At 28.8% G+C, this 13,283-nt stretch carries 14 protein-coding genes and 1 pseudogene; 2 read left to right on the top strand and 13 right to left on the bottom strand.

The annotated features are described in order from the left end of the window. Positions 1-26: 26 nt before the first annotated feature. From QZV12_RS10330 to QZV12_RS10285, 10 genes are all read right to left on the bottom strand, one after another. The gene (locus QZV12_RS10330) at positions 27-722 is read right to left on the bottom strand and encodes a HisA/HisF family protein (RefSeq protein ID WP_295621307.1); all 696 of its coding nucleotides are present in this window, start codon (positions 720-722) and stop codon (positions 27-29) included. A gap of 116 nt (positions 723-838) precedes the next feature. Continuing rightward, the gene (locus tag QZV12_RS10325) at positions 839-1,459 is read right to left on the bottom strand and encodes a metal-dependent transcriptional regulator (RefSeq protein WP_295621304.1); all 621 of its coding nucleotides are present in this window, start codon (positions 1,457-1,459) and stop codon (positions 839-841) included. A gap of 137 nt (positions 1,460-1,596) precedes the next feature. After that, a complete protein-coding gene (locus QZV12_RS10320) occupies positions 1,597-1,809 on the bottom strand; it encodes a hypothetical protein (RefSeq protein WP_295621301.1) in 213 nt (70 codons plus the stop codon). A 118-nt stretch (positions 1,810-1,927) separates the two neighbouring features. Further along, a complete protein-coding gene (gene feoB, locus QZV12_RS10315) occupies positions 1,928-3,706 on the bottom strand; it encodes a ferrous iron transport protein B (protein ID WP_295621298.1) in 1,779 nt (592 codons plus the stop codon). Then, complete coding sequence (locus QZV12_RS10310) at positions 3,703-3,936, bottom strand: FeoB small GTPase domain-containing protein (RefSeq protein WP_295621295.1); 234 nt, start codon at positions 3,934-3,936, stop codon at positions 3,703-3,705. Before QZV12_RS10310 ends, feoB begins: the two co-directional genes overlap by 4 nt. 641 nt (positions 3,937-4,577) lie before the next feature. Next, positions 4,578-5,774, bottom strand: a complete 1,197-nt coding sequence (locus tag QZV12_RS10305; protein WP_295621292.1) for a geranylgeranyl reductase family protein — start codon at positions 5,772-5,774, stop codon at positions 4,578-4,580. Between the two features lie 935 nt (positions 5,775-6,709). After that, entirely contained in the window at positions 6,710-6,844 is a 135-nt protein-coding gene (locus tag QZV12_RS10300; protein ID WP_295621289.1) for a hypothetical protein, read from the bottom strand. 93 nt (positions 6,845-6,937) lie between these two features. Further along, positions 6,938-7,633: an MFS transporter gene (locus QZV12_RS10295; protein WP_295621286.1), complete on the bottom strand. Its 696-nt coding sequence runs from the start codon at positions 7,631-7,633 to the stop codon at positions 6,938-6,940. Continuing rightward, positions 7,602-7,847, bottom strand: coding sequence for a hypothetical protein (locus QZV12_RS10290; protein ID WP_295621283.1), 246 nt, complete (start codon positions 7,845-7,847; stop codon positions 7,602-7,604). The genes QZV12_RS10295 and QZV12_RS10290 overlap by 32 nt, the downstream gene beginning before the upstream one ends. A 284-nt stretch (positions 7,848-8,131) precedes the next feature. Then, entirely contained in the window at positions 8,132-8,722 is a 591-nt protein-coding gene (locus tag QZV12_RS10285) for a TetR/AcrR family transcriptional regulator (RefSeq protein ID WP_295621280.1), read from the bottom strand. Positions 8,723-8,986: 264 nt separating this feature from the next. Here QZV12_RS10285 and QZV12_RS10280 point away from each other — a divergent pair, with 264 nt between their 5' ends. Both QZV12_RS10280 and QZV12_RS10275 read left to right on the top strand, forming a co-directional pair. Further along, positions 8,987-9,475, top strand: coding sequence for a hypothetical protein (locus QZV12_RS10280; protein WP_295621277.1), 489 nt, complete (start codon positions 8,987-8,989; stop codon positions 9,473-9,475). Between the two features lie 354 nt (positions 9,476-9,829). Beyond that, positions 9,830-11,209: pseudogene (locus QZV12_RS10275) on the top strand (MFS transporter). A 359-nt stretch (positions 11,210-11,568) separates the two neighbouring features. Here QZV12_RS10275 and QZV12_RS10270 read toward each other — a convergent pair. From QZV12_RS10270 to QZV12_RS10260, 3 genes are read right to left on the bottom strand one after another with little or no spacing between them, the layout of a single operon-like run. After that, the gene (locus QZV12_RS10270; protein ID WP_295621274.1) at positions 11,569-11,922 is read right to left on the bottom strand and encodes a hypothetical protein; all 354 of its coding nucleotides are present in this window, start codon (positions 11,920-11,922) and stop codon (positions 11,569-11,571) included. 20 nt (positions 11,923-11,942) lie between these two features. Beyond that, complete coding sequence (locus tag QZV12_RS10265) at positions 11,943-12,986, bottom strand: ATP-grasp domain-containing protein (protein ID WP_295621271.1); 1,044 nt, start codon at positions 12,984-12,986, stop codon at positions 11,943-11,945. A 12-nt stretch (positions 12,987-12,998) separates the two neighbouring features. Next, positions 12,999-13,259 (bottom strand): hypothetical protein, encoded by a 261-nt coding sequence (locus QZV12_RS10260; protein ID WP_295621268.1) that lies wholly within the window; start codon positions 13,257-13,259, stop codon positions 12,999-13,001. Positions 13,260-13,283: the final 24 nt, after the last annotated feature.

Here is a 13,283-nt window from a genome sequence, read left to right as displayed (position 1 = left end):
GAAATTTGATAGAAAAAATTTTAAGATTAAAAATTATTAATGCTTATTTCTCCCTTATGCAAAGCAGTTCCAACTAAAGCCTTCTTGATTCCAATTTCATTGATTAAAGGAATTTCATCTTTTGTAATTCCTCCACCTAAGATTATCTTATCCTTAAATTCATCGAATCTTTCAAGGAGTTCCTTATTGAATCCTGCTTCTGTACCTACTGATGAAATGTCAAGCAATATGATTTCATTTGGATCTATTCTTCTTAAGACTTCCTTAAATCCTTCCAAGTCCAAATCCATATGTTTAGTGTATAATTCATTGTTCTTTACATCTATGCTGACAATGATTCTTTCCTTAGGATACTTATCAAATATCTTTTCAAGCTCTTCTACAGATTCAAGAGTTTCAGTAGCTACAATAATCTTATAAGCAAAATCAAGCATGAATTCAAATGTTTCCAAGTTATCTACACCTACATCTACAATAACAGGCAAAATGGTATTGACTTCCTTGATTTTGTAAATGTTATGATTTCCATTTCTTTCAATCAAATCCAAATCTGCTATATACATTTCCTTTGCATCAACTCTTTTTAGAGAAGTGGCTATTTCAACAGGATCTGATGAAGATGCATAAATGGTTTGAAGAGGAGTGTATGTTTGCCTATTGCCGCTTTTACCAGATACAGCAACAGAGTTCATTAAATCTAAAACAGGAATGATTTCCAACATTTCTTTCACCTAAATAGAAAATAAATAAAAGCTAATTCATAAAATCTCATTGCTTAAATTTAGACCATTGTCCAATTTAATCAAACTGAACAAATCTGATTGTTAATTATAAATTATTAGTCTAATTTAATAAATATTTCGTTAGCCAATTCCTTATCCACTGCCAATTGAGTGTTTCCCAATTGGAATACAAAATTAGGGAACTTTTGGATTAGGCAAATTCTAGAACCTGGAATAAGGCCTAAATTCATGATTTTTCTTAATTTACGAGCATCTTCTGTTTTAATATGAGAAACTTCTCCGGATTCACCGCTATGACATGACACCAATGGCACAGAATAGTCATTAGTTAATCCGCCATTATGTTCCCCATGAGGAATAGGATTGTTGTGAGGACAGTTTTCAGGGTTTCCTAAGATTCTGCAAATATTATCCTCCACCTCTTGACTCATGACATGCTCAATTTGATCTGCTAACTCTTCCATTTCATTCATATCAGCTAAAAACAAGTCTGCAACTACCTTTTCAGCAATTCTGTGTTTTCTAACTAAAGACCTTCCAATATATTCTCCAGTTTCAGTTAAGTTAACAAAGCCATCCTCTATTTTGACATATTCCTTTTTGGAAAGCCTTTCAATATCTTCAGCATTGAATTCATCAGCAAGCAATTTCTCTTCATCTTCAAACTCTCGAACCCAAATGTCACGCAAATAATGCTCTATTTCGCTTTTATCCATTTTTAAACTCCACTCCTAAAAAATTAGTAAATCATAAATCATTTGAAAATCATTTAAACATAAACCATTTAATCATTTAAACATAAACCATTTAAAAATCCTTTAAAACATAAACCATTTAATTATTTAATCAAAAATCATTTGAAAATCATATTTTTTATCTTCCTTACGCCATCTTCCATGAATTTATAAGATTTATACTCTGGCAAAATCTCATAGCCACAGTTAGGGCATTTAACTGTTTTGCAATTGATAGGGCAGGAACCACAGTTAATCCCATCACATCTTTGAAAGGTGAATCCACAGAATTCACATTTGATTATTTGATTCCCAATTATTTGTTCATCCATATTATCCCTCAAAACTATCAATAGCTAAAGTTTTATATTTTACATGCTTAACAGATCAAATACCAATCAATAGCTAAAGTTTTATATTTTACATGCTTAACAGTTAAATCCGAACCATCTATAACACTACATTCAAACTGGTTAAAATTAAATTTACAATGAATCCTGTCGTGAATGCTATGACAATACTTAATAATGCATTGAATAAAGCCAATTTAAATCCTCTTTCCTTAATCATAATAATGAATTGAGCTACACAAGGTAGGAACAATGTTAAGGTTATAGATGCAACCAACAATTGAACACCAGTTAACATAGTATGTATTGACATTAATCCTGCAGCACCAAAGTCTCTTCTGAAAAATCCAAGTACAAATGAAGCGCTTGTTTGATCAGGAAGACCAATTGCATTTACAAGAGGACGAACAGCAGCAATAATGAATTCAAAAATACCTACCAAATCAAGAGCCCATATAATAACACTGATTGCTATAAATATAGGAATTAGCTCTTTAATATACATTACAAGACGTGTCCAAGTCTTATTTGCAATGTGAGAAAACTTAGGCCATCTTAAAGGAGGCAATTCCATAAAGAAACTTGGTTGTTCTCCTGGAACAAACTTTTTAGCAAGAATACCAACTACTATAAAGTTTAGTAGAATCATTCCAAACCAAATCAAGACAGACTTTGGATGGGCAGACAATAGTGCCATTATAACTCCAAGCTGTGCAGAGCAAGGTATTGTCAATGCCATAATCATTGTAGCAATGTTTCGTTCCCTTCTGGTTTCCAATGTTCTTGTAACCATTGTTGCCATACTTCCACATCCAACAGCAAGAACAAATGGAATAACGCTTCTTCCGCTTAAACCGATTCTCTTAAATCCATTATCCACCAATAATACAAGTCTAGGGAGATAACCACTGTCTTCAAGTATTGAAAATACAATGAAGAAAAGGGATACAATCGGCAATATAATACCAAAACCATAGGTTATACCAAGAGTGACAATACCATATGGACCTACAATAAGCTCTTGAATAGGAACCCACGGAATGTTATTAACCACCAAACTTATAACAATTGGGTTAATGTACTTTCCAAATACAATATCCTGTAAAAAGTCTACAAGAATTCCCGCTCCAAGCACTCCTACAAAAAGGTAAAGACCGAAGGATAGTACTAAAGCAAGAATAATAAATCCATAAATCGGATGAATCATAATTCTGCTTAATTTTTCGCCAAAGCTATCTTCATCAATATTATTTACGCTATTTATTGTTGTAAAAGTAGATTTTATGTATTTGGCATAATCAGCAAGCTTAAGCTTTGTCAAATATTTGACTGGCTCATCAAATTTAGCCCTTTGCCTATCGATGATTTCAGATAATTGGCTAAAGTCTTCAGTTTTCCTTACCAATTCTTCTGTATCTTCATCTCCTTCAAGCAATGAAACAGCCAAGTATCTTTTAGAAACAGGATATTCTCCATGAATATTATCTTTGATTTCAGAAATAGCTATTTCAATAGACCTACCATAGTCAACATCAAGCAATGATGTTGATTCATTCAATATCTCATCTTCAATTGAATCATAATTGACAATAGTGTGTTTTAACTCATCCAATCCCCTATTTTCTGCAGCCGCAGTTAAAACGATTGGAATTCCCAGCTCATGAGATAGTACCTTTGCATCAACAGATGCTCCAATCTTTTCAAGCTCATCCATCATATTTAAAACGAGAATGACTTCCTTTCCTGCATCAATCAATTGCAATGTAAGATCAATTGACTTTTCAATGTTTTTAGCATCTACAACATGAACCATCAAATCGAAACGCTTGTCCAATACCAATAATTTAGCTACTCTTTCCTCTTCAGTGATTGTATTCAAATCGTAAAGTCCTGGTGGGTCTGTAATATGAACAGTCTTATTTCATATGTAAAATTACCTTCATCAATGTCTACAGTGGTTCCAGGATAATTGGAAACCATTGCAGTTAAACCAGTTAATTTATTAAATGTTAAACTCTTTCCTACATTAGGACTTCCGATTAAAAGAACATTTTTATAGAAAGTAACATCATGATGATTTAAATTAAGTTTAGACTTCTCATTACTCATTTTATCTTCTCAGAAATTAATAAAAAATTAAATAAAATATTTTAATAAAACCTAATTGTTATTTAACCCACATATAATTGCATATATAAATAAACTAAGATTTATGACCCCAAATAAACAATTAGGCATACCTAAATTATTATTGTATTATTGATTATATAAATATTTCTATAAAAACAATACAAAAAATGAATAATTTAATAAAACAAACTGAAAAAATGAATAAAGAAAAAAAAGAAAAAATATTGTTTGGAGAAACAATCTAAAAAAAATGGGGAGAAAAGAAAAGAGAATTCATCTCTTTTCTTATTCAATTGTGTTTAAAAATACTAGCTAAGATTAAAAATAAAGAGAATGAACCCTTAAACATATTATATACTTCATAGTATATAAAGTTTACTTGAAAAATTATAAATTTTATTTGAATTTATTTGATTTTTATAGGAATGAAATTTAAAAATTAATAAAAAATGAAAAGGTGAAAAATAACATTCTTATAATTATCATATGAAAAAAAGATAAAATTGAATAAATAAAAGAAAATTAAAAAATAAATATAAAAACTTTAAGAAAAATTAAAAAAATTAAAAATTATATAAAAATTAAAATAATTAAAAAAATTAAATAATATAAAAAATTAATTAAAAGATAGCTTTAAATATAGTTCCTAATTTCAATGCGAGACGTATAGGCAATTTAAAAGCTACTTTGATAAAATCCTTTGGATCCATATTTTTATAGTCAAGACCATAGAATGCATGGACAATTTGATTAAGATCATCATCACTTAATGAACGAAAAACATCATGGGCCTTTTTTAGTTTAGGAATTGCTCCATGTGTAATTTCATCATATCTAATAGAATATTCTTTCAATCTTTCATGGGAATAATCCTTATCAATAATAGCTTTAGCAGCTACTTGACCTGCAGTCATACCACCAAGAATTCCTAAAATGATTCCTCCACAGGTTATTGGATCCACTTGACCTGCTGCATCTCCACAAATCAATAGATTATCATCATAGATTCTTTCAATCATTCCACCAATAGGATCTCCTCCAACATTTAGCTCTACTGCTTTAGCATTATGCAATGGAGGATAGGATTGGATAAATTCATTTAAAAAATCAATGGCTAGCTTTTCACTTGATGCTTTAATGCCTATTCCAACATTTGCTATGTCATCTCCTTTAGGAAATACCCAAGCATAGCCTCCATTTGTAAAGGCACCTAAATGAAGTTCCACCAAATCCATCCTTTCACAGTTTACTCCAACCATCTCATATTGAACACCAGCCATCATATCCTCTGGTTTTGTTGTTGAATTAATGCCTAATGCCTTTGCAATACGAGATTCAGGACCATCTGCAGCAATAATTATTCTAGTCTTTATTTCAATCATTTCATCCATTTGTTCACAATCAACAAGATAAAATGAGCCATTAGCATCTTCATCATTAGTTATGGACTTTGCCCTTGTCTTAACCATAATTTTAGCACCGGCTCTTGCTGCATCCATAGCCATATACTTATCAAAAACCTTTCTTTCAATAATATATCCTTTTTCAGGTAATATTGATTCATCAAGAGTTAATCTAGTCTTGTCTGGTGCAATGATGACTCCTCCATTAATTCTCTGAACAGCCCATTGAGGATCTGGATCAATTCCCAACCATTTAAGTCCATGGTCATAAATTCCTTCTGCACATCTTTTAGGAGTTCCTATTTCAGATTTCTTATCAATCAGGATTACATCTGCACCACCTAATGCTGCATGTTTTGCAGCAGCAGAACCTGCAGGACCTGCACCAATAACTAAAACATCAGTTTCCAACATATTATCATCTTTAAATAAAAATTCAATTAGATTTTAATATCATATCATTAAATAGAAATACAAATTATTTTCTAATAATTTAATCATTAAATCGAATGCTAATGATTTCTAATTATTTAATCATAAATTAGCAATTCAATATCAGATTCCAACATAGTAAATCATCATAATAGAAATTCAATATCAAATTTCAACACAGTAAATCATCATAATAGAAATTCAATTTTTAAAAATATCTATAATAAATAATTTATATATTTTCTTATCTTTAAAAAAGTATATAAATTTTAATTATTATTATAAGAATTACTTATGAATTTTAAAAAAAAACAATAAAAACACCATATAAAATCTAAAAAAGAAAATACTGAATAAAAACAGTAAAAATCAATTAAAATTATTAATCAAAAAAGATTTTAATACTAAAATAATTAATTTAGAAAAAAATAGTTAAAATTCATTAAAAATAGTAAAAGGTAAAAACTTAGATGAAGGATATTCATTATTAAAAAAACCCATCAAACTAAAAGGATTTATAGGTTGAGGATAAAAACAACAATTGAATAAAATATTCAACCGTTGAACGGGATTAATAATTGATATTAGAATTTATGTAAAGTATTGTTTTCATTTTATTCTAATGAGTTTTTTTAATCATGAATATTCAACTTCAATACTATATTACTAACCAATCATATTTAAATATTTCCGAATGTAAGTACTTACTTGCATCTTAAATAGGAAAAGGATTACTAAAAATTATTTTTAAATAAAATAGGAAAAAATAATAATTTTAGCAAGCAAAAGAATAAAAAAATAATATATACTGAAATAAAAATAATAAAAAAATAATATACTGAAATAAAAATAATTAGAAAAAACGCAACAATAGAAAAAATAAAAAAAGAATAAAAAGAGTGAAAAGCATTAAAAAATTAATTCACTGAAGATGCATCAGGTGAGGTTTTTATTCTAATAATAACAAATGGAGCTGCTAAAAGCATCATGATAACAGAACCGATGAAAATATACATTATGCTTATCTGATCAATGATAAATCCTCCAATCATTGTTCCAATGAATATTGATAAGTTACACATCAGCAGGAAAATACCATTTGCAAACTCAGGAGACTCAGGTACAGCTGAAGTAACCCAATATTGTTAAACTGTATATGCTGATCCGTCAAATATTGAAAAGACCATCAAAGCACAGAACTCCAAGAAAGGCATTTTAACAAGCAATCCAATTATAAATGTTATGACTGCAAAGCCAATAGGATAGAAAAGAACTGTCAGATTTCCATTTTTGCTTAGCAAGTATCCTGATAAAGTTGTTCCAACCATTGATATTAATCCCATAAACAGCAAAGTGAAGAATAAAAACTCAGGATTCATTAAAGTTACAGTACATAAGTAAGTTGAAATATAATTATATGTGATGCTTATACCAATAACTGTAAATAAAACATAAATTATTGAAAATAAAAACTTACTAGACTTTGCATGGCTAATTTGCAAGACAACTGGCTCTTTATTTCCTTCAAAATTAGGAACAAAGAGAAATGTCAATATTAATGATGCAAGATTTATCAAACCATACCATAACATTGCAACTTGGAATCCATAGCTTAATCCTAAATAGGAAGTAATTGAAAGACCTAATATACTTCCTGCAGAAATACCTAAAACAACCTTGTTAGTATCATTTGGACTGATTTTTCCAACTATTGTTAATGCTGCACTAACAGCTATAGGATAGAAAAATGCAGGTATTATTCTAAAAATCAGACAAATTGAATAATCCGTAATAAATAACTCCAATAGATTACATACTGCTGTAATCAATAAAATAACCATTATCATTTTCTTTTTTTTCAAACCTTGAGAATAATGCAGGGGCGAATAAGCTTGAAACACCTAATGTTCCTGCAAATATGCTTGCATATAAGCTTGCATAATAAATGGAAACATGGAAATAAATCTGAATTACAGAAATGATTCCCACTAAACTCAATAAGGTAGACATTGAAAAACATACTGCTGATAATGTCCAAATAATTTTTCTTGACATAATATTTTAATGTATGTTTTTAAAATATTATATATTTTTTGTTAAAAAAAAACTTTATTTATAAATTGAAAAAAGAGATTAAAATCACATAATAATAAAGCTAATAATAAAAGAAGAAATGAAAAAAATTATATAAAAAAATAATTAATAAATGAAAAAAATAAGAAAAAGATTATTATAGGCAAAACAGTCCTAATACTGACTAACCATAACTCAAGATATGCAATTTTTGCCAATGTAAAGACTTATTTTCATAAAAATTAGATTAATGGAAAAAATAATAATTAATGTTTAATTCCATTAAATATAATATTTAAGAAGTCTTTAGCATAATAATCTGATTCCATTCCAGTGGAACTACCATATATTTGCCATAACACGAGAGATTGGAAAATTATACTGAAACACATAATTGATACTGCTTTAGAATTAATATCTTTAATTATACCTTTCTCTAATTGCAATTTAAAGAATTCTTCTAATTTTCCAAGAATTGTGCTTGTGATCTGTGAAATCAAGAGCTTTCGATCTGGAACATCTCTCACTTCTTGCATAGCAACTTTTATAATACTAAAATCGTCATCTGTGAAATTAAACATTCCATAGAAACAACTCTTAAGATAATCTTCAATACTTTCATCTTCAGTAAATGAAAAGTTATCTTCCAATTTTTCTAAAAGTCTATCCATATAAAATTGTTTAGTAACTTCCACTAAATTCTTCTTATTATCAAACTTTCTAAAAATAGTTACTTCATTAACTCCTGCTTCAGCAGCTATTTTCTTAGTTGTAGCTTTTGCAGCTCCTTCAATTTGAAGAATTTTAAATGCCGCTTTAATAATTTTTTCTTCAGTATTCTCAGTTTCGCCTAACATAATATTGATTATTAATATTCATCATATATAATTATTTACAAAATTTTCTCGTAAAGAAATATAAAATATTAAAAAATATCTAAATCAGAATTCTCGTAAAGAAATATAAAATATTAAAAAATATCTAAATCAGAATTCTCGTAAAGAAATATAAAATATTAAAAAATATCTAAATTAGATACATTTATATAATTTCTAAAAGATAATAATAGATGAGGTGAAAACTTGGATGATGTATTTAAAATCATTATAGGTGCATTTTTTTTGATCCTCGTCATAGGCTGTGGGGTAATACTTTTTAATCAGCCAACTAAAAACGTGGTCGACGATGCAACTATAGCTGATGTTATAGAAGATAAAGTAAGCGATTTTAAAGATGGGGGAAGTGTAAATATTACAAATAATAATCAAAATGTGACTTATACTATTAGCTCTTCAAAAACTAATTCTAATTCGAATTCTAATTCGAATAATGCCAATGCCAACAATAATAACGGCAAATCATCATACTCTATTTCAAGTAATGATAAAGATACCGTTACTAATGTTGCAGTAGGCTCTGAAAAATCAGAAAGCGGCGTTTCAGCAGGGCATGTAGTTAAAAATTCACATGAAGATAAAGGTTATTATTACCAAATCAACTACAATGATGGTAATTTCCGTCAATATGATACCAAAACAGGAAATCTCATAGGTTCTACCTTTGATGAAGATCAAGCCAAACTTGGTGTTACAGGCGGACAATTAGTATAATCTTTACTTTTCCCCTTTTTTTATTTTTTTAATTTTTTTACATTTATAAAACTAATTTTAACATTATTAACTCAAAAAAACTAATTTTAAAAATATCAAAAAAAAAAAAAACTAATTCTAACATTATTTACTCAAAAAAATACTAAGTTTAGAATAATCAACATAAAAAAGACTAATTTTTAATTATTAACTCAAAAAATAAACAAACTAATACTGAAACAATATTAAAATAAATGAGTTAAAGAATTTATTAAATCTTATTTTTACATAATATGCTCAATTATATCAATAATTATAAATAAAATATAATAGATATATAAATATACTTTATAAATTATGGATGCGGGATAAATCATGCAAAGTCAAGTAGAAAAATATATGATAATTATTACATTTATATCATCATTCTTTACTGTATTTGTATTAAATGGAGTAGTTATTGGAGTTCCTACAATTGCTCAAGAATTTGGAATGAATAACCTTACTCAAAACTGGATTTTAAACATTTATACATTAATTGCAACAATGCTTACAATTCCAGCAGGGCAAATTGCAGGAAAATATGGTTTTAAAAGAACATTAGCTATTTCAAATTCAATCTTTTTAATCGGATTGATTGGATCAGTCATTGCATTTTCAACAGAAACATTTTTAGTTTCCAGAATTGTACAATCTGTTGGTACATCATTTGTAAATGTATGTGAAATTGCAATCCTTACATTAGCAATCAGTAAATAGAATAGAGGAAAAGCGTTAGGGCTCGTTGTTACTGGAGTTTATTTAGGTACTTCAGCATCCCCTGTTATAAGCGGTTTCCTTGTTGAGCACTTTGGATGGAGATCCATATTTTTCGTATCAATAATTTTCATAGCATTATGTGTATACTTAATCAGCTCTAAAATCAAACCTGAATGGAAAACAAATGAAAATGACAAGATTGATAAAATCGGCTCACTATTATATATGATTAGTATAGGTTTAATCATCTATGGATTCTCTGCATTAATAACACAAATTGGTCAAATATGCGTTATTGTAGGAATTATTTTAGGAATAATATACGTCTTATTTGAATTAAGACAAGAATCTCCAGTATTCGATGTTAGATTATTCAAAATTAAAACCTTTGCTTCATATAATGTAGCTGGAATGTTCGGATTCTTTGCTGCTATGAACTTTACAACTCTAATAAATTACTATTTCCAATATGTAAAAGGTTTTGGACCAGAACTAACCGGTTTTATATTGATTGTTAGTCCAGTAGTAATGTCTATTACAGCTCCAATTGCTGGAAGACTCTCTGATAGGATACATCCTCAAAAACTTGCTGCAATTGGTATGGCAATAGCTACAATTTCCATGATACTCTTATCATTCCTAGACCAAAATACTCCAATGTATATTATTATAATTGCAATGGCATTGCAAGCTTTAGGTACAGGATTATTCTCCTCTCCAAACATGAATGCTATTGTAAGTTCTGTTGATGAGAAAGATGCAGCATTTGCATCTGCAGGTCAATTAACAACCAGAGCTATTGGTCAAGCAATGAGTTTAGGTCTTTTAACTGTAGTGTTCTCATGGATTATGGGTGATTTAGTATTTAGTTTAGGATATGCAAGCTTAATTGTACGAGCTATACAAATAATCTTCATAGTATGTGTTTTCACAAATATACTATCTATAGTCGCTTCATTTATTGGAATAAGAGCAGATCATAAAATTACTAGATAAAAATAGCTCATAGAATATTTAAATTTTAAAAAAATATAAAAAATAGAAAATAATTATTGATAAGATCTACTTCTTATCAAACTCTTTTTTTTTGAAAAAATAGATTAAATATAAAACTCTTTTATAAAAAAACTACAAAAATAATAAAAAAAAATAGATAAAATCTTAAACTCTTTTTAAAAAACTACTAAAAATAATAAAAAAAAAATAGATTAAATATAAAACTCTTTAATAAAAAAAACCACTAAAGATAATAAAAAAAAATAGATTAAATTTTAAATTCTTTTTTTAAAAATAAAAATAAAAAATTAAATGATAGCTATAAATCTATCAATCTCTTTTTTAAAAACTGCTAATTATCATGGTTTAGAAGCAATGATAATGTCCTTGACATTATATGGAGGAAGTTCAATCTTATAGCCTAAAATTTCTATTAAAGCTTCCATACCTCTTCTACCAGTGTATAAAATTTGATATGTGTTTTCAGGAATGAATATGATTCCACCGGTTCTGACTTTTGAAAAGATCTCTAAAATTATTTTTACCCTTTCATCTGCATTTTTATCTACTAAACCCTTATTTAAGTTAATAATAATGAAATCAAAATTTCCTTGTGCCTTATCAATTTCGTCAACATTTATCTGTAACATATCAACGTTTTCTACGAATTGGTCAGTTACAAAAAGTCCAGTACCATATTTATTAGTTTCCATAACTAAAGGCTTGATTTCATCTAAGTATCCTCATCATCCTTTTCTAAAACCTCAGTTTCATCTTCAGAGAGAATTAATGAAAATGCATTTTTCTCAACGGCCCTTAGGAATTTTAAATTCTTATCAAGTTCAGCAGCATCCTCATGAACAAAAAAGACAGTTCCATCACTGGTACCTACATCCTTTGTTTTTCTGAAAAACTTTGCCCCGTAATTAGGGGATAATGAAGTGCTGTGATATGCCTTTAATCTATTGCTCATTTCTGCCATAGGAGAGGAACGGGCAATCATATCAGATGGAACAATAAAGAATTTCAATGTTCCATGAGCATATAATTCATATTTTCTCTTTAAGTTTTCTTCGAATCGTTCTGGCTTTAAATAGGAGTCTAAGATACTATCGGTTTCATGCTGACCGGAAATTTTATCTACAAAGTCTGCAGGCATATTTCCACCCATAGGACGACAGTTAACTTCAATTAAGACAGGCCCCTTATCATCAATCATATACTCTCCATGAACCTCACCATATTGAATTCCCAATGCATCTGCAACCTGATAAGCATATTCCACCATCTCAGCTTCACCAAGGTCTAATTCATTGACAGTCCTGCAGGAATCATAAACCATTGCCCCTTCTGAAGTCTTTATTTTATTGTACTTCCAAACGGTTGTTACACGATGGATTCCCTTATGGGATACTGTATTAACTATATACTCTTCACCGCTTATGTATTCTTGAACTAAAAGCTCAGTGATTTGATCTCCAAAACGATTAACATCATGGAATAATAGATTGAGTGTTTCAATCAAATCATCCCTATCATTACAAATACGAACATTTGCAGAACCTGAACTGTAGGTAGGCTTTAAAACAACTTCTTTAAATCCTTCGCTATCATAAAATTCCAAAGCCTCTTCTGAACTATAAACAACATGTCCCCTAATTGAACGAAGACCATATTCCGCAATCCTCTCCTGCATCTTATCCGTCCTAGTCATTGCTGGAAGATTTTCAATCGGATTGCCTAAAAGACCTAGTTCATGAGATAGTTGTGTTGTCAAAACAACTCCCCTTTAACTTCCTGGAACAATTAAAAGGGGATCATATTCTTTTACCATCTCAATATTTTCCTCTAATGTGTCCTTTTCATAAATAATTTCAAAATCATGATTAATTAACTTATATCCCTCATGAATATATTCATTATATTGCCTTCCATCATCAGTATCTGCAACTTGCAATTCCAATACAATAGGATTATATCCTCTATTAATAATATCTTCTATAAAATTTTTTCCTGTAGATATACAATCTACAACTATAATATTTCTCATTTTTTTCGCCTAACCTAATTTGAA

Origin of the sequence: uncultured Methanobrevibacter sp. (genome assembly GCF_902769175.1) — an archaeon.
In the GTDB taxonomy this organism is placed as follows: domain Archaea; phylum Methanobacteriota; class Methanobacteria; order Methanobacteriales; family Methanobacteriaceae; genus Methanobrevibacter.
This window is presented reverse-complemented; position numbering and strand designations above follow the sequence as displayed.